General features: G+C 61.6%; 16 protein-coding genes. 7 read left to right on the top strand and 9 right to left on the bottom strand.

Translation table 11 applies throughout. From position 1 onward, the window contains the following. Nucleotides 1–5: 5 nt before the first annotated feature. Nucleotides 6–902, top strand: a complete 897-nt coding sequence (locus tag Q8L25_RS00650) for a YihY/virulence factor BrkB family protein (RefSeq protein ID WP_308923087.1) — start codon at nt 6–8, stop codon at nt 900–902. A gap of 465 nt (nt 903–1,367) precedes the next feature. Here the strand turns inward: Q8L25_RS00650 and Q8L25_RS00645 are convergent, their stop codons facing one another. The 5 genes from Q8L25_RS00645 to Q8L25_RS00625 all read right to left on the bottom strand — a co-directional run bounded on the left by Q8L25_RS00645 (nt 1,368) and on the right by Q8L25_RS00625 (nt 6,189). Then, the gene (locus Q8L25_RS00645) at nt 1,368–2,495 is read right to left on the bottom strand and encodes an acyl-CoA dehydrogenase family protein (RefSeq protein WP_308923086.1); all 1,128 of its coding nucleotides are present in this window, start codon (nt 2,493–2,495) and stop codon (nt 1,368–1,370) included. 8 nt (nt 2,496–2,503) lie between these two features. Further along, on the bottom strand, nt 2,504–3,172 hold the full coding sequence (locus tag Q8L25_RS00640; RefSeq protein ID WP_308923085.1) for an SDR family oxidoreductase: 669 nt from the start codon (nt 3,170–3,172) through the stop codon (nt 2,504–2,506). A 34-nt stretch (nt 3,173–3,206) separates the two neighbouring features. Beyond that, nucleotides 3,207–4,403 carry an acetyl-CoA C-acyltransferase gene (locus tag Q8L25_RS00635; protein WP_308923084.1) on the bottom strand — a complete coding sequence of 399 codons (1,197 nt, stop codon included), beginning with the start codon at nt 4,401–4,403 and terminating at the stop codon, nt 3,207–3,209. Nucleotides 4,404–4,428: 25 nt separating this feature from the next. Next, nucleotides 4,429–5,613, bottom strand: coding sequence for an isovaleryl-CoA dehydrogenase (locus Q8L25_RS00630; protein ID WP_308923083.1), 1,185 nt, complete (start codon nt 5,611–5,613; stop codon nt 4,429–4,431). Between the two features lie 147 nt (nt 5,614–5,760). Then, nucleotides 5,761–6,189: a MerR family DNA-binding transcriptional regulator gene (locus Q8L25_RS00625; RefSeq protein ID WP_308925835.1), complete on the bottom strand. Its 429-nt coding sequence runs from the start codon at nt 6,187–6,189 to the stop codon at nt 5,761–5,763. Nucleotides 6,190–6,823: 634 nt separating this feature from the next. Between Q8L25_RS00625 and Q8L25_RS00620 the strand changes: the two genes are divergently transcribed. Both Q8L25_RS00620 and Q8L25_RS00615 read left to right on the top strand, forming a co-directional pair. Next, nucleotides 6,824–7,231, top strand: a complete 408-nt coding sequence (locus tag Q8L25_RS00620; RefSeq protein ID WP_308923082.1) for a hypothetical protein — start codon at nt 6,824–6,826, stop codon at nt 7,229–7,231. Nucleotides 7,232–7,479: 248 nt separating this feature from the next. Next, on the top strand, nt 7,480–7,650 hold the full coding sequence (locus tag Q8L25_RS00615) for a hypothetical protein (RefSeq protein WP_308923081.1): 171 nt from the start codon (nt 7,480–7,482) through the stop codon (nt 7,648–7,650). 4 nt (nt 7,651–7,654) lie between these two features. Here the strand turns inward: Q8L25_RS00615 and Q8L25_RS00610 are convergent, their stop codons facing one another. The 4 genes from Q8L25_RS00610 to Q8L25_RS00595 all read right to left on the bottom strand — a co-directional run bounded on the left by Q8L25_RS00610 (nt 7,655) and on the right by Q8L25_RS00595 (nt 11,483). Next, nucleotides 7,655–8,263: a UbiX family flavin prenyltransferase gene (locus tag Q8L25_RS00610; protein ID WP_308923080.1), complete on the bottom strand. Its 609-nt coding sequence runs from the start codon at nt 8,261–8,263 to the stop codon at nt 7,655–7,657. Further along, entirely contained in the window at nt 8,256–8,567 is a 312-nt protein-coding gene (gene grxD / locus Q8L25_RS00605; protein ID WP_010402157.1) for a Grx4 family monothiol glutaredoxin, read from the bottom strand. The genes Q8L25_RS00610 and grxD overlap by 8 nt, the downstream gene beginning before the upstream one ends. Before the next feature lie 99 nt (nt 8,568–8,666). After that, nucleotides 8,667–9,128, bottom strand: a complete 462-nt coding sequence (locus tag Q8L25_RS00600) for a GNAT family N-acetyltransferase (protein WP_308923079.1) — start codon at nt 9,126–9,128, stop codon at nt 8,667–8,669. A gap of 6 nt (nt 9,129–9,134) precedes the next feature. Then, nucleotides 9,135–11,483, bottom strand: coding sequence for a Tex family protein (locus Q8L25_RS00595; protein ID WP_308923078.1), 2,349 nt, complete (start codon nt 11,481–11,483; stop codon nt 9,135–9,137). A gap of 170 nt (nt 11,484–11,653) precedes the next feature. Between Q8L25_RS00595 and Q8L25_RS00590 the strand changes: the two genes are divergently transcribed. The 4 genes from Q8L25_RS00590 to Q8L25_RS00575 all read left to right on the top strand — a co-directional run bounded on the left by Q8L25_RS00590 (nt 11,654) and on the right by Q8L25_RS00575 (nt 17,604). Continuing rightward, a complete protein-coding gene (locus Q8L25_RS00590) occupies nt 11,654–14,758 on the top strand; it encodes a DEAD/DEAH box helicase (RefSeq protein WP_308923077.1) in 3,105 nt (1,034 codons plus the stop codon). A 42-nt stretch (nt 14,759–14,800) separates the two neighbouring features. After that, entirely contained in the window at nt 14,801–15,982 is a 1,182-nt protein-coding gene (locus Q8L25_RS00585; protein WP_308923076.1) for a PAS domain-containing sensor histidine kinase, read from the top strand. A gap of 86 nt (nt 15,983–16,068) precedes the next feature. After that, nucleotides 16,069–16,752 (top strand): response regulator transcription factor, encoded by a 684-nt coding sequence (locus Q8L25_RS00580; RefSeq protein ID WP_308923075.1) that lies wholly within the window; start codon nt 16,069–16,071, stop codon nt 16,750–16,752. A gap of 135 nt (nt 16,753–16,887) precedes the next feature. Further along, complete coding sequence (locus tag Q8L25_RS00575; protein WP_308923074.1) at nt 16,888–17,604, top strand: transposase; 717 nt, start codon at nt 16,888–16,890, stop codon at nt 17,602–17,604. Nucleotides 17,605–17,611 lie beyond the last annotated feature (7 nt).

The raw sequence follows: 17,611 nt of genomic DNA, 5'->3' as shown, positions 1-17,611 counted from the left end.
CGTTCATGATCATCAACCGCCACGCCAGCGCGTATATTCTCAGCCATCCCTTGCGCTTCGTGCTGCAGGTGTTGAAAGGCTTTCGCGCCAACCAGGGCCTGCTGCTGGCCGGCGCCGTCGCCTATTATTCGCTGCTGTCCATCGTGCCGCTCCTGATGCTGGTGGTGGTGGCCCTGTCGCACGTGATCGCGCAGGAAGAATTGCTGCGCACCATAGGCCATTACCTGGAATGGCTGGTGCCGGGACAATCGAAGGCCATCGTGACGGAGGTCGCGCATTTTCTCGATAACCGCAGCGTGATCGGCTGGCTATTGTTGCTGACCATGCTGTTTTTCAGCTCGCTGGCGTTTACCGTGCTGGAAAACGCCATGAGCGTGATCTTCAACCATCGCGTGGCGATACGCCGCCGCCATTTCCTGATTTCCGCCGTGCTGCCGTATTGCTACATCCTGTGCCTGGGCGTGGGTATACTGCTGATCACGCTGGTGGCGGGTGGCTTGCAGGTGATGGGCGACGAAAGCGTGCGCTTCCTGCGCCGGGACTGGGGGCTGGAAGGCTTGTCCGGCGCGCTGCTGTATTTGCTGGGGCTGACGGGCGAGATCCTGGTGCTCAGTTCAATTTACCTGGTGATGCCGGTGGGCCGGCTGTCGTTTACGCATGCACTGATGGGCGGCGTGACGGCGGCGCTGCTGTGGGAAATCGCACGCCATGTGCTGGTCTGGTATTTTTCCACATTGTCACAGGTCAATATTGTCTACGGTTCGATGACGACGGCGATTGTCGTCATGTTCAGCCTGGAAATCGGCGCCACCCTGCTGCTGCTGGGGGCACAGGTGATTTCCGAGTACGAGCGGGTGGCGCGCGGTGGCGAAGAAGACAAGCCGCTGGAGCTAAGGACTTGATTTAAAAAGGTTGTTGCGCCGCACAAAAACGTATGCTATAATGCTTTCAGTGGTTGAGATTTGCTTGCAGATGCTCTCACTATCCAGTTTCAGTACGGCGACCGACAGGTGTAATGTCGATGGCGTGACTAGTACGAAAGAGTGGATTTTGTAATTCCGGATACGTTGGTCGATTTTACACTTGGAGTCACCATGCAGATAGCATGGGAGTCCGAAAATCAGGAGGCACTTTGCAGATAGCACTGGCGTCCATGACACGATTAAAGCATTGGTAATACATTGGAACGAAGCCCGCGCTAGCGGGCTTTTTTTTCGTCCGGATGGCGCCTTTATAAACCTACTGCGCCGCCCGCTCTCGAATCGGCGTTACTCGCCGTACCGAATGTACGGCTGCGTTACTCAATCCGATATCGGGCTTGCTCGCTACGGTTTCTAAAAGCGCTGAAACTTTTACTGCCGGGCGCTTTACAAGGCTCTTGCGATGAGTATCTTCTGGATATCGCTGGTCCCCTCGTAAATCTGGCACACCCTCACATCGCGGTAGATGCGCTCGACCGGGAAATCCGACACATAGCCATAGCCGCCATGCACCTGGATGGCGTCGGAGCACACTTTTTCCGCCATCTCGGAGGCAAACAGTTTCGCCATCGCCGCTTCCTTCAGGCAGGGCAGGCCCGCATCCTTCATGGCCGCCGCGTGGCGTATCAGCTGGCGCGCCGCTTCGATCTGCGTCGCCATGTCGGCCAGGCGGAACTGCACCGCCTGGTGTTCAAAGATGGCTTTGCCGAAACTCTCCCGTTCGCGCGCGTAGGTCAAGGCCGCCTCATAGGCGGCACGCGCCATGCCGACCGCCTGCGAGGCGATGCCGATACGCCCGCCTTCCAGGCCCGACAAGGCGATCTTGTAGCCCTGGCCCTCTTCGCCGATCAGGTTGGCGGCGGGAATGCGGCAGTTGTCAAACAGGATTTGTGCCGTATCCGACGAGTGCTGGCCCATCTTCTGTTCCAGCCCCGCCACGATATAGCCGGGTGCGCTGGTCGGTACCCAGAAGGCGCTGATGCCGCGCTTGCCGGCCGCCTTGTCGGTGACGGCCAGCACGATGGCCACGTCCGCATGCTTGCCGCTGGTAATGAACTGCTTGGTGCCGTTGATGACGTACTCGTCGCCATCGCGGGTGGCCGTGGTGCGCAGGGCCGAGGCGTCGCTGCCCGTGTGCGGTTCGGTCAGGCAGAAGGCGCCCAGCATGGTGCCCTGTGCCAGCGGGCGCAGCCATTGCTCTTTCTGCGCGGTATTCGCGTACATCATGGCGATGCTGCAGACGGGGCAATTGTTGACCGAGATAATGGTCGAGGTACCGCCATCGCCGGCGGCGATTTCTTCCAGCGCCAGCGCCAGCGACACATAGTCGAGGCCGGCACCGCCGAATTCCTCCGGCACGGCCACGCCAAACGCGCCCAGTGCCGCCAGTTCCTGCAGTTCTTCCTTCGGGAAATGGTGTTCCTTGTCCCAGCGGGCCGCGTTGGGCGCCAGGCGCTCGCGCGAAAAACTGCGCAGCGCGTCCTGGATCATGCTTTGCTCTTCATTGAGTATCATGGATTTTTTTACCAGCCGATAGGGCTGCCGTCGTAATTGCGGAAGACCGCCTGCTTGCTTGCGGGCAGGCTGGCCAGGGTGGCGCGGATGCCGGCCGCGCTTTCTTCAGGGGAAATATCGGCGCCGGCGCCGCCCATGTCGGTACGCACCCAGCCCGGGTGGAAGGCCACGCAGCTCACGCCCTGCGGACCATGCACCAGGGCGGTGTCGATCAGCACGGAGTTCAGGGCCGCCTTGCTGGCGCGGTACAGCGAACCGCTGGCGCTGCTGCGCTCGCTGAGCGATCCCATGTGCGATGACAGCACGGCCAGCTTGCCCTTGGCATTGCCCACCAGCGGCGCCAAGATCGGCAGCAGGCGCATCGCCGCCAGTACATTGGTGTGCATCACGGCATCAAAATCGGCTTGCGCGGGAAAGCCGTCGTGGCGCGGACCATATACGCCCGCGTTCAGGATGGCGACCTCGAGTTTTTCATCGTCGAGCTTCCAGCCCAGGCCGGCGCAACCTTCCACATCGGTCACGTCGAGCTGGTGCGCTTCGGCGCCCAAGGCCTTGAGGGTGTCGCAATCCTCGGGCCTGCGCGCGGTGGCGATCACGCGCCAGCCATCCTGGCGGTATTGACGGACGATTTCATGGCCGATGCCGCGCGAGGCGCCGATGATCAATGCTGTAGGCATATGCTGCTCCCTGGAGTGATGGAAAAAGCCCAGCTTATACCAGTTCGATCGCCATTGCCGTCGCTTCGCCGCCGCCGATGCACAGGGCCGCCACGCCGCGCTTGCCGCCCGTCTGCTTCAGCGCGCCCAGCAGGGTGACGATAATGCGCGCGCCCGAGGCGCCGATCGGGTGGCCCAGCGCGCAGGCGCCGCCGTGGATATTGATCTTGCTGTGTGGAATATCGAGGTCATGCATGGCGGCCATCGGCACGGCGGCAAACGCCTCGTTGATTTCAAACAGGTCGACAGTGCTGCTGCTCCAGCCGGTCTTGGCGTACAGTTTTTTCACGGCGCCGATCGGGGCGGTGGTAAACAGGTTCGGTGCTTGGGCATGGGTGGCGTGGCCGTGGATCTTGGCGATGATGGTCAAGCCCAGCTTGTTCGCCGTCGATTCGCGCATCAGCACCAGGGCGGCCGCGCCATCGTTGATCGACGAGGACGAAGCGGCGGTAATCGTGCCGTCTTTCCTGAACGCCGGTTTCAGGGCCGGGATCTTTTCCAGGCGCGCTTTCAATGGTCCTTCGTCAACGCTGACGACGGTGTCGCCACCACGGCCGGGCACGGTGACGGGCGCGATTTCCCAGTCAAAGCCGCCATCTTTCGCGGCTGCCTGGGCGCGCTGCACCGAGGCGATGGCAAACGCATCCTGCGCTTCGCGCGTAAAGGCGTACTGGCTGGCGCATTCTTCGGCAAACGTGCCCATCGAGCGGGCATTGCCTTTTTCATCGCGGCTGTAGGCGTCTTCCAGGCCGTCCATCATCATGTGGTCGAACAGCATGCCGTGGCCGATGCGGTAGCCGCCGCGCGCCTTCGGCACCAGATAGGGCGCATTGGTCATCGATTCCATGCCGCCGGCCACCACCACCTCGGCGCTGCCGGCCAGCAGGGTGTCGTGGGCGAACATGGTGGTCTGCATGGCCGAGCCGCACATTTTGGACAGGGTGACGGCGCCGGTGGAGTCCGGCAAGCCGGCCTTGCGCAGGGCCTGGCGCGCGGGCGCCTGGCCCTGGCCGGCCATCAGGCAATTGCCGAAATATACGTGTTCGACCAATTCGGGGGCGATGCCGGCGCGCTCGACGGCGGCCTTGATGGCCACGGCGCCCAGGTCGCTGGCGGTGATGTTGGAAAAATCGCCCTGGAAGGCGCCCATGGGGGTGCGCGCGGCACCGACGATAACGACTGGATCATGCATGATGGATCTCCGTATCAGTAATGGGTTATTTGGTTTCGGCAAACAGTTCGCGGCCGATCAGCATGCGGCGAATTTCGCTGGTGCCGGCGCCGATTTCATACAGCTTGGCGTCGCGCCACAGGCGGCCCGCCGGGTAGTCATTGATATAGCCATTGCCGCCCAGCGCCTGGATCGCTTCGCCGGCCATCCAGGTGGCTTTTTCGGCGCTGTACAGAATCGCGCCGGCCGCATCCTTGCGCAACTGGCGCACGGCTTCCGGCGTGGTGGCGCGGTCGCAAGCCTGGCCCACCGCATACACATAGGCTTTGCAAGCCATCATGGTCGAATACATGTCGGCCAGTTTGCCCTGCATTAATTGGAATTCGCCGATGGCCTGGCCGAACTGCTTGCGGTCGTGCACATACGGCACCACCAGGTCCATGCAGGCCTGCATGATGCCCAGCGGTCCGCCGGACAGCACGGTGCGTTCGAAGTCCAGGCCCGACATCAGCACATTGACGCCCTTGCCCAGGCCGCCCAATACATTTTCGGCCGGTACTTCGCAATCTTGGAACACCAGTTCGCCCGTGTGCGAGCCGCGCATGCCCAGCTTGTCGAGCTTTTGCGCGATCGAGAAACCCTTGAAACTTTTTTCGATCAGGAAGGCCGTCATGCCGCGCGCGCCGGCCGCCAGGTCATTCTTGGCGTACACCACCAGCACGTCCGCGTCGGGGCCGTTGGTGATCCACATCTTGGTGCCGTTCAGCACCCAGCGGTCGCCCTTGAAATCGGCGCGCAGCTGCATGCTGACGACGTCCGAACCGGCGTTCGGTTCCGACATGGCCAGCGCGCCGATATGCTCGCCGGTGATCAGTTTCGGCAGGTATTTGGCTTTCTGTTCGTCGGTGCCGTTGCGCTTGATCTGGTTGACGCACAGGTTCGAGTGGGCGCCATAGGACAGGCCGACCGAGGCCGAGGCGCGCGAGATTTCTTCCATGGCGATGATATGGGCCAGGTAGCCCATGCCGGCGCCGCCGTATTCTTCGCTGACGGTAATGCCGAGCAGCCCCATGTCGCCCATCTTGCGCCACAAGTCCATCGGGAACTGATCGCTGCGGTCGATTTCGGCGGCGCGCGGTGCGATTTCGGCGGCGGCGAATTGTTGAATCGCTTCGCGCAGGGAGGCGATGTCTTCGCCGTGGTCAAAGGTCAAGCCTGGGAGATGGAGCATGTCGTCCTCGTCGTCGTTATGTGGTGTCGGCTGTCTGCCGCTTCAAAAGTCATCGTGTCAAAAGCAATGATACTCAGTTGTGACGTTTACGTAAACGTAAAGCAAAGTATAAAACAGGTCCGCCTGGCCTGCATCAGGCCTGCCGCATCAGGTTGGCGCCAGCGCGCCGTCGTCCAGTTCTGCCAGCATGCGCGCGCAGGCCGCTTCGTGGCTGCTGATCTCGGCCAGCGCCATTTCGATGTCGATGCGCTGCTGCTCCAGCGTCTGCCGGTGCTGCGCCAGCACGCCAAGAAAACGGTCCATCTGCGCGCGCGTGTCCTTAGGCGATTCATACATGTCGACCAGGCCTTTGATCTCGGACAAGGCCAGGCCCAGGCGCTTGCCGCGCAGGGTCAGTTTCAGGCGGGTGCGGTCGCGCGGCGTGTAGACGCGGCTGCGCCCGCCCGCGCCTTCGCGTTTCGGGCTCAGCAGTCCCTGGTCTTCATAGAAGCGGATGGCACGCGCCGTGATGTCGAACTCGCGGGCCAGTTCGGTAATGGTATAGGTAATGCTTGGTGCGGGCGCAGGCAGGGACATGGGCGTGGGGCTGGTGGGCATGATGGTGTGGACTGGATTGACGTTTACGTTCACGTCAATGCCATTGTAGCGTGCCCACGCCGTGCTGCCAGAAAAGAAATGCTGGCACGTGGTGACGGCAATCGTTATGCACGATACAAAATTTATTGAAATTGACGGATTTTAGTACGAAAAAGTCAATGAAGATTGAAAGTTGGTGGCGCAGATGACACCAAAAAGAACTTTCTTTGTGCCAACATAAGCGCTTTTCGTTATGATGGAAGTAAATTTGCTATCCAGACAAGCATACTGCCATAAGTTTCCATATTAAAAATTAAATGGTTTTTGTGCAAAGTTTGTTATTAAGAAATTGTATGGCGTGGGCCTTGCATGTGTCGCCGCAGGGGCGCATGATCCACTACCGTATGTTGTAGCGCCAAAACGAGGCTTTGAAATCGTGCTGCATTGCGAAATTCAAAGCCAGCCGCGAATTTGACCCGAAGCCATGCAGGATAACAAGAGAAAATTTGGCCGCTTTTTTACCCAAAAAGTCCGCCGGAGTGTTAATTGTAAATTATTTTCTTTTCAAAAAGTAACAATCCGTATGGTCATTCAAGAAACTGACTTTCATGTTACAACATGAAATAGTACACCTATGAATTCTTCTAACGAACGCGAAAGCTTTAGCCAGCGACTTCAGCTGGCTCTGAAAAACGCCCACTACTCCCCCGACAGCCCGACCAGACTGGCCCGGGAATTCAATATCCGCTTCGACGGACGCCCGATTACCGTGCATGCTGCAAGGAAATGGTTAGTCGGGGAAGCCATACCCACGCAAGAAAAATTGCGCATGATCGCCCAATGGTTGGGCGTGCCGGCGGAATGGCTGCGCTTTGGCGGTCCCGAAAGCGCCGTGCCGAATGGCGAAGCGGGCAGCGCCTTGTCGCGCTTCGAGTCGGCCGATGTGAAATTAATTGCTGATCTGCAAAGATTAGATGAGCATCATCGTCAAATCGCGCGCGAATTTATTCGCATGCTGGTGCGCGTCAACTACCAAAAGTAAGTATTTTCCCGTAGATACGGCGCCATCGCATGGCGCCAGGCCGGCCGTTCAAGGTCGGCTGTTTTTTTGCGCGAGGTCATGCTGGAGACATGATTTTGCTGCACAATAAGACCTCTTATGTTGCACTGCAACTGGATTATTCGACAATCATCCCGTAACAGACAGCGCAGTCGCCAATAGCGGCGCATAATAAGACCAGCAGCAGCCAGTTTGTCATCCAACACGGAGCCGAGCATTTGAGCCGTCTTATGAAAAGCAACTACAGCAACACCGCGCAGCTGAAAGACTTGATGACCGTGCCACCCATGACCGCCGCGCAACATGCGGAAGTGATGCGCAAACGGATCGCCCACCGCAGGATGGTTGAAGAAGCCAGGGATTTGAAGCGCGCAAGCGCCAGTCAGTTCGATAAAAGATAACGCTTCACGCAGGATTGCTGTCGCCGGCCTTCAATCCATGCCAGCGCGGCGCCAGGCTGTGCTCGATGCCGAGCAGGTCGATGACTCTCGCGACCGTATGGTCGACCATCTCGGCTATGCTGTCCGGCAAATTATAAAAGCTGGGCAGGGGCGGGAAGATGATGCCGCCCATTTCGGTGACGGCCGTCATATTGCGCAGGTGCGCCAGGTTGAACGGCGTTTCGCGCACCATCAGGATCAGGCGCCGGCGCTCCTTGAGCACCACATCGGCCGCGCGCGTGATCAGATTATCCGACAGGCCATGCGCCACGGCCGCCAGCGTCTTCATCGAGCAGGGCGCGATCACCATCCCATCCGACTGGAACGAGCCGCTGGCAATCGATGCGCCGATATCGCGCAGCTTGTGCACCACATGCGCTTGTGCTTCGACGTCCTTGCGGCCCATGCCGGTTTCCTGGTGCAAGGTCAATACCGCCGCGTCCGACAACACCAGGTGGGTTTCGACGCCGGGGATGGCGCCTAATAATTGCAGCAGCCGCAAGCCGTACACGGCGCCAGTGGCGCCCGTGATGGCAACCACGATACGGCGCGGCCGCTGCGGTACATCAGGCATCGAGCAGGGACTTCAGTTCGCCCGATTCAAACATTTCATTCATGATGTCGGAGCCGCCGATGAACTCGCCCTTGACATACAGTTGTGGAATGGTTGGCCAGTTCGAGTAGTCCTTGATGCCCTGGCGAACTTCCGGATCGTCCAGCACGTTGACGGTCGCGATATTTTCCACGCCGCAGGCTTTCAGGATCTGGATGGCGCGGCCGGAAAAGCCGCATTGTGGAAATTGGGCGGTGCCTTTCATGAACAGCACGACCGGCGTGCTCGTCACGGTTTCTTTGATCCAGGTTTGTACGTCGCTCATGGTGGCCTCTGATTGGGTAAATAAATAGATGGCGTCATTTTATAAGAAAACGACGCCAGGGGTATGCGCTCAGGTCATTAATTCAGGATGCGCGCCACGCTACAGGATCTTGCCCAGGCAGACGGACTGGGCCGCGCCCACGTATTTGCCATACGGTGCGACGGACGCATAGCCGTGCTTGCGGTAAAACGCCACGGCGCGGCTATTGATCACGCGGGTGGACAGGACCACCGTGCGGTAACCCAGGCGCAGGGCTTCGGCTTCGGCATGAGCCAGCAATGCCGCACCCACACCCACGCTGCCCGGACGGGCAAACATGCGCTTGAGTTCGGCCGTCGTACTATTTGGCGCACCCAGCGGTCGCAGGGCGGCGCAGCCGAGCAGCTGGCCGGCACTGTTTTTGGCCAAGTAAAATCCAGCGCGCTGGTCCGGTGCATCGGCATCAAATGACGCCCGTCCGCTGTCGCCGCTCAGCTGCTGCAGCACGGCGGACAACTCATCCTGCAATAGCCGCGCCTCGGGACTGCTGGCGCTGGCTGTTGCAATGACGATCTCCGACATATTGCTTTAGCCGCGCAGCTTGGCAAACGCGGCCGCCATGCTGCCGGCCGGCTCCGGCGCGTTGCGCGTTTGCGACTGGTGCTGGGCCATGCTGCGGCGGTCGTTGCGGTCGCCCTTTTGCTCGGGCTTGCTGCCGGCCTGCGGCGCGCTGTCCGTCAGCCGCATGGTCAGTGCGATGCGCTTGCGCTTCTCATCGACTTCCAGCACTTTCACACGCACCACTTGCCCGGCTTTCACCACCGTGTGCGGATCCTTCACAAAGGTATTCGACAGCGCCGAGATATGCACCAGGCCGTCCTGGTGCACGCCGATATCGACAAAGGCGCCAAACGCGGCCACGTTGGTGACCACGCCTTCCAGGATCATGTCCGGGCGCAGGTCGCGGATTTCTTCCACGCCTTCTTTAAAGGTGGCGGTGGTGAATTCCGGACGCGGATCGCGGCCCGGTTTTTCCAGCTCTTTCAAAATATCGGAAATGGTCGGCACGCCGAAGGTTTCGTCGGCATATTTTGCCGGGCTCAGGGTTTTCAGCAGCGACGTTTCGCCGATCACCGCCTTGATGTCCTTCTTGATGTCCGCCAGGATCTTTTCCACCAGCGGATACGATTCCGGGTGCACCGCCGAGGCGTCCAGCGGATTGTCGCCGCCCATCACGCGCAGGAAGCCGGCCGCCTGTTCGAACGTCTTGTCGCCCAGGCGCGGCACGCCCTTCAAAGCCGCGCGCGAAGTGAACGCGCCCTTCATGTCGCGGTAGCTGACGATGCTTTGCGCCACGCTGGCCGACAGGCCCGACACGCGCGCCAGCAGTGGCGCCGACGCCGTATTGACGTCGACACCGACGGCATTCACGCAATCTTCCACCACCGCATCGAGCGAGCGCGCCAGCTGGCTTTGGCTGACGTCATGCTGGTACTGGCCCACGCCGATCGATTTCGGGTCGATTTTCACCAGCTCGGCCAGCGGGTCCTGCAAACGGCGCGCGATCGAGACGGCGCCGCGCAAGGACACATCCATGTCCGGCAATTCTTTCGAGGCGAACTCGGACGCCGAATACACTGACGCGCCCGCTTCCGAGACGACGATCTTCGTCATCTTCGCTTCCGGATGCTGCTTGATCAGGTCCTGCGCCAGCTTGTCCGTTTCGCGCGAGGCGGTGCCGTTGCCAATGGAAATCAACGACACATTGTGCTTGGCGGCCAGGCGGCCCAAGGTATGCAAGGAGCCATCCCAGTCGTTTTTCGGCTGGTGCGGGTAGATCACGGCCGTGTCGACCACCTTGCCGGTGGCGTCGACCACGGCCACCTTCACGCCCGTGCGCAGGCCCGGGTCCAGGCCCATGGTGGCGCGCTGGCCGGCCGGTGCCGCCAGCAGCAGCGCTTTCAAATTGGTGGCAAACACATTGATGGCGTCCTGCTCCGAGCGTTCGCGCAGCGCGCCCATCAGTTCGGTTTCCAGGTGCATGAAGCTTTTCACGCGCCAGGTCCAGCGCGCCGTGTCCGACAGCCATTTGTCGGCCGGGCGGCCCTGGTTCTTGATGCCGAAGCGGGCGGCGATACGGCCTTCGCACGGATTGTGCGGCGCATCCCATTTCGGTTTTTCCGCTTCCGTGTCCAGGCGCAGGATGACGTCGAGGATGCCTTCGCGGCGGCCGCGCAGCAGGGCCAGCGCGCGGTGCGATGGCACCGTGGCAATGGTTTCCGAGTAATCGAAATAATCGGCGAATTTTTCGCCTTCGTCCTGCTTGCCTTCGACCACTTTCGATTCGACCACGCCATGCTCCTGCACGTACTCGCGCAAGGTTTGCAGCAGGGTCGCGTCTTCGGCGAAGCGCTCCATCAGGATCTGGCGCGCGCCGTCCAGCGCGGCCTTGGTGTCCGCCACGCCCGGGTTATTGCCGTCGGCACTCGTAAACGCATCGCGCAGGAACTTCCCCGCTTCCATTTCCGGCGTCAGCTCCGGATTGTCCAGCAAGCCATCGGCCAGCGGGCTCAAGCCCGCTTCGATGGCGATCTGGGCCTTGGTGCGGCGCTTCTGTTTATAGGGCAAGTACAAATCTTCCAGGCGCGTCTTGTCTTCGGCGTGCATGACGGCGTCCAGCAGGGCCGGCGTCATCTTGTTCTGTTCGGTGATCGAGGCCACGATGGCGGCGCGCCGGTCTTCCAGTTCGCGCAGGTAGCGCAGGCGCTCTTCGAGCAGGCGCAGCTGGATATCGTCCAGGCCGCCGGTCGCTTCCTTGCGATAGCGGGCGATAAAGGGCACGGTGGCGCCTTCGTCGAGCAGTTCGATGGCGGCGGCAACCTGCACCGGTTTGGCGGCAAGTTCAAGGGCAAGACGTTGTTCGATGGTGGGCAGCATGGTTGTTTCCAAAGCGATCAAGGCTGGAATGATACGCAATCGGCGCGATTGTGTCAGTCTTTGGACAGTGTGCGCTGCGGAACTGATATTGAATAAGCTATTCGGCCGCGTATGAAGGATAATATTGCCTGTTGCCGATTTTGATACACACTCCAACCATCATGCGTACCATGGATTTTACCCGCGACGACATCAGTGACACCCCTGCCGCACCGGCCAGCGCGCCTGGCGGGCCCTTGCCGTACGCCGTCGCCACCTGGCTGCAGCGCGTGGAGGCGGCCGCCCATCCCAAGCCCGTGCTGCCGCTGGCCGAACCCGATCCCAAGCTCAATGCGCACCGCCTGATCTATGTGCTGGCGCCCACCAGCGGCGGGCGCCATGTGGCGCTGTGCCTGTACAAGGCGCGGCTGCGGCCGAATGGCGATGTCGCTGCGGCCAGCCCCATCAGCGAGATCTTTTCGCTGCTGTCGGCGCCGCCCACGTTTTTGACGCCGGCCGATGAAGACCTGGTGCGCTTCTTTGTGGCCATGCGCACGGGCCAGAATTCGCAGACCGGCAGCGCCACCGAACCGAAGGGGAAAGTCGGCGCGGCTTTGCTTTCCATGCTGGCCGAGCAGGACAAACTGTTGTGGGCCAATTCCTGGGCCGATGTCGGCAATGGCCTGGTGTATCCATTGAAAGAAGGCCCGGTGCGTCCGGCGCGGCTGTTCTGGCGCGACGAGGGCAAGACCATGCGCCTGGGCTGGCAGGTCGACCCGCCGGAAGGCGTCAGCCACCACGGCGCCGACCAGATCGACTACATGCTGCCGACCGATCCGCCGTGGTATATCGACAATCTGTCGTGCGGCGTGCTGGAACTGAACCAGGGCGGCTCCGACATTTCCCTGGCCGACCTGCAGGCGCTGGTGGCGCAGGCGCCGCCCTTGAATGCGAACGACAAGGTGCGTGTGTCGCAACTGTTGCTGGCGCAGGGCTTGCAGCACCTGATGCCGCTGCCGCAGCCCTTGCCGCAACGTCTGCGCAAGGATGTGGCGGCCACGCCGGTATTGCTGATGGACAGCGCCATGCTGGCCGACGGCAGCGTGCAGCGCTGGCATGATTTTGTGGTGCTGTCCTACGATTACGATGGCGAAAGGGTGTCGTTCGACCCGGCCCAGCGCGTGGTGCGCCAGGTCGGCGAAGTCACCGAGATTATCCAGCGCAACACGGTCGACGAGGCGCGCGCGCTGGCGCTGCTGGCCGAACTGCAATTCAAGAAACCAGGCTCGGCACCCTTGAGCGGCCTGAAGGGCGCCTTGCTGCTGCCGAGCCAGGCCGAATGGCTGCGCTTTGCCGAGTCCGGCATCGATACCTTGCTCGATGCGGGCTGGATCGTCGAGAAAACCAATAAATACCGCTATGACGTGCTTGATGTCGATGACTGGTACGCCGATATCGATGACCAGGACCCGGACAGCGGCAACGCCTGGTTCGAGCTGGAACTGGGCATCGTCGTCAACCAGGAGCGCGTGCCGCTGCTGCCGGTGCTGGTGCAACTGATCCGCAATGCGCCGAACGACTTCAATCCGAAGATCATCGATGCGCATGCCGAGGATGACCAGATGCTGGCCACCCTGCTTGACGGCACCCGCGTGGCGCTGCCGTGGGGCAGGGTGCGTCCTATCCTGAACACCCTGGGCGAGCTGTATTTCAACGACAAGATCAAGCGCGCCGTGCGCATGTCGACCCTGGATGCGGCGCGCCTGGAAGAGCTGGCGCGCGGACTGGAACTGCGCTGGACCGGTGGTGAGCAGTTGCGCGCCATGGGCCGCAAGCTGAGCCAGTTCGGCTCGGTGCAGAAAGTGGCGGCGCCCGCTGGCCTGCAAGCCACCTTGCGCGATTACCAGGCCGACGGCCTGGCGTGGATGCAATTCCTGCGCGACCATGACCTGGCCGGCATCCTGGCCGATGACATGGGCCTCGGCAAGACGGTGCAGACGCTGGCGCATATCCTGATCGAAAAAGAGGCGGGGCGCTTGACGCATCCGGCGCTGGTGATCGCGCCGACCAGCCTGATGGGCAACTGGCAGGACGAGGCGGCCAAATTCGCCCCGAGCCTGAAAGTGCTGCTGCTGCAAGGCAAGGACCGCGCCCAGCAATTCGACCAGATCGACGATTGCGACCTGGTGCTGACGACGTATGCGCTGCTGCCGCGCGACGAGGAAATCTTGCGCGAGCATGATTTCCACCTGGTGATCCTCGACGAATCGCACTACATCAAGAATACGCGCAGCAAGGCGGCGCAAAGCGCGGGCCTGTTGCGCGCGCGCCACCGCCTGTGTTTGTCCGGCACGCCACTGGAAAATCACCTGGGCGAACTGTGGTCGCAATTCCATTTCCTGCTGCCGGGCTTGCTGGGCGACGAGAAAACCTTCAACAGCCAGTTCCGCCATCCGATCGAGCGCCAGGACGACCCGCTGCGCCGCATGCTGCTCAACCGCCGCATCAAGCCCTTCCTGCTGCGCCGCACGAAAGACAATGTCGCGAAGGAGTTGCCGCCAAAGACGGAAATGGTGCGCAAGGTCGAACTGACGGGGCCGCAGCGCGACCTGTACGAAACCGTGCGCCTGGCGATGGACCAGAAGGTCCGCGAGGAAATCGACAAGAAGGGTGTGGCGCGCAGCCAGATCGTGATCCTCGAAGCGCTGCTGAAACTGCGCCAGGTCTGCTGCGATCCGCGCCTGGTCAAATCCCTGCCGGCGAAAAAGCAGGCGGCCGGTTCGGCCAAGCTGGCCGACCTGATGCAGATGGTGGAAGACCTGCTCGACGAAGGGCGCAAGATCCTGGTGTTCTCGCAATTTACCAGCATGCTGGAACTGATCGAGGAAGAACTGGAATCGCGCGATATTCCCTACGCCTTGCTGACCGGCGAAACCAAGGACCGCAGCGCCCAGGTGGCGGCCTTCCAGCAGGGCGCCGTGCCGATCTTTTTGATCAGCCTGAAGGCCGGCGGCGTGGGCCTGAACCTGACGGCCGCTGACACCGTCATCCATTACGATCCGTGGTGGAATCCGGCCGCGGAAAACCAGGCCACCGACCGCGCCTGGCGCATCGGTCAGGACAAGCCCGTGTTTGTCTATAAATTGATCGCCAAGGGCACGCTGGAAGAAAAGATTCAATTGCTGCAGCAAAAGAAATCGGAACTGGCGCAATCGATCCTGGCCGAAGGCGAGTCGCAGAAAATGGCGCTCACCCAGGAAGACTTGCAGCAGATTTTCGCGCCGCTGGAGGATTAAGCACGCTTATACTGGCGTATTGATTCCATGCCGGGTGTAAACATGCTGCCTGTCTTCCTGTTGCTGCTGGCCGGCGCCATCCTGATGGCGCTGCGTTTCGTGCAATTGCGCCGCGCCCTGCTGCGCGCGCGCGCCGGCGAGGCGCAGTTCCGCCTGCTGGCCGAGCATAGCCGTGACGCGCAATTCCTGCTCGACGCGACCACCCTCGAATTGCTTTATATTAGCCCGGCCGCACAGCGTGTCACCGGGCTGGACCTGTCCGCCTTGCAGCGGCATGCGGCGCTGTTGTGCGCCGACGTGCCGGCCCGCTTGCAGCGCTGGCAAGACGGCGACACCAGCCGGCTGACGCTCATGCGCGAAGCGGAACTGCCGCACGGCGACGGCCAGCTGGCGCTGGAAATCACCTCCACCATCGTCGAGCGCATGGCGGGCCGCCCCTGGACCCTGGTCGGCAGCGTGCGCGACGTGACGCAGGCGCAGCGGGAAGAAGCACAGCGCGGCGTCGAGCAGAAACGCTTTGCCTCGATGCTGTCGCATGAATTCCGTACGCCGCTGGCCACCATCGATGGCGCCGCCCAGCGCCTGGTGGCGACCGGCGGCGGTGCCGACGAGGCCACGCGCAAGCGCTATCTCAAGATACAGGCGGCGGTCGACCGTTTGTTGGCCATGATCGACGACTATCTGTCGCCCGAGCGCATGGCGGCCATCGGCCGCGAGCGCGCCGCCGACGGCATCGCCCCCCTGGCGCTGCTGCAACAGGCCGCCGCCACCGTGCCGGCCAGCCATCCGGTGCAGCTGCATCTCGATGAAGACTTGCCGGCCCGCCTGCGCTGCGACGTGGCCGGCATGGCCCTGGCCCTGAAAATCCTGCTGGAAAACGCCGTCAAATTCAGCCCGGCCGGCAGCCCGATCGTACTTGAAGGCCGCTTGGGGCCACAGGGTGGGGTGGAGTTCGTGGTGCTGGACCATGGTCCCGGCGTGCCGGCGTCTGAAATGGCGCAAGTGTTCGACAAGGGCTACCGCGGCAGTCTTGCGGCCGGCCACCCGGGCGCGGGGCTGGGCCTGTATATGGCGCGCGCCGTGGTCGAGGTCCATGGCGGCAGCTTGCAGCTCGATCACCGCGGGGAGGGCGGCGCCGCTTTCCGGATTTGGCTGCCGCTGCCGGTGGCCACCGGGAAAAGCCTTGCTTACGCTGAAGTCAACCGTGATAATTCCTTGACGTAGACCTGCCCTGCCGTCCATGATGGTGCAAGAAGTGCATGGCAAGGTTTGCCGCATGAAATGCTTATTAACAGAAGAATGGCGTAGCAATGACGAAAATACTGATCGTCGAAGACAATCTGGACTACGCAGAAGACATGGCGGAGTTCCTCGTTGAGCTCGAACATGAAGTCCATATCACCAGCTCGGCCGGCGATATGTGGGCAGCGCTCAGCCACGGCAATGTCGATGTGGTCGTGCTCGATCTGGGCTTGCCCGACGAGGACGGCTTCAATGTCATCCCGCGCATGCGCCAGCTGTACCCGCAGATCGGCGTGCTGGTGCTGACCGGACGGGTGGCGTTCGACAGCCGCATCCTGGGCCTGCGCCTGGGCGCCGACCACTACCTGACCAAGCCGATCAAGTTCCCGGAACTGGCCGCCCATATCGAGGCGCTGGACCGCCGCGTCGGTCCGCAGGAATCGGCGGCGCCGGAGCCGGGCAAGTGGACCTTGAAAGTGAGCGCGCGCCAGTTGGAATTGATGGGTTCGGTGATCGCGCTGACGGAAAAGGAATTCAATTTCCTGCACCTGCTGACCATCAATACCCGCCCGGTGCCGCGCGACGTGATCGTGGCCGGCATGGGTGGCGACGATCCCGATGCGGGCCGCCGTGTCGACATGCTGGTGTATCGATTGCGCAAGAAAGCCAAGACGGGGCTGGGCCAGGACCTGCCGCTGCGCAGCGCCTATGGCGAGGGCTACAGCCTGTCGGCCAGTTTCAATCTGTCCTGAAGACAGGCTGACAATAATAAAAGGGACGGAGTCGTCCCTTTTTTTTCGTTTGTGAAAAAAATCAGGGTCAGAGTCGCGCCACAGCACGCAAGCTGTGTAGAATCAAGGCATTCGCCCTAATCTGTCGACTCTGCCATGGCCCGCCTGCCCCGTCTGATCATCCCGCACCTGCCCCATTACGTCATCCAGCGCAGCAGCAACCGCCAGCCGGTGTTCCAGGACAACGCCGATTACCTGCAATTTCTTGCGTGGCTGAAAACCGGCGCCAAAATGTTCAAGGTGGCCATCCACGCCTATGTTTTATTGCCCGATCAGCTGCATTTATTGGCCACGCCCGGCGATGCGACTGGCCTGGGCCAGCTGATGCAGTGGCTGGGGCGCTATTACGTACCCTACTTTAACCAGAAGTATGGCCGCGAGGGAGCATTGTGGCAGGGACGCTACAAAACCTCGGTGATCGATGCCGAGCATTTTTTCCTGCTTTCCTGTCACTATCTGGAAATGGTGCCGGTGCAGGCGGGCCTGGCGGCCCAGCCGCGCGACTACCCCTGGTCCAGCCACGCCTACCATGCCGGCCTGCAGCCCGACCCCATCGTCACCGACCATGCGCTGTACTGGGCGCTGGGCAATACCCCGTTCGACCGCGAGGCGGCCTATCTGCGCCTGGTCGAGCAGGGCCTGGGCAGCAGCCAGGTCAAGGCCCTGGAAGCGGCGGTATTGAAGGGTTGGCCGCTCGGTTCGGACGCGTTCAAGCAGGCGCTGGAACAGAAGATGAAACGGCAAGTGCTGCCCGCGAAACGGGGCCGGCCGCGCAAGATGGCGGCCGAGATCAGCGAAAAAACGCCAGGGTAAACAAGAC

It is taken from the genome of Janthinobacterium sp. J1-1 (genome assembly GCF_030944405.1).
Classification (GTDB): Bacteria; Pseudomonadota; Gammaproteobacteria; order Burkholderiales; family Burkholderiaceae_D; genus Janthinobacterium.
The sequence above is the reverse complement of the archived record's forward strand: the minus strand, read 5'-3'. Positions and strand labels throughout refer to the sequence as shown.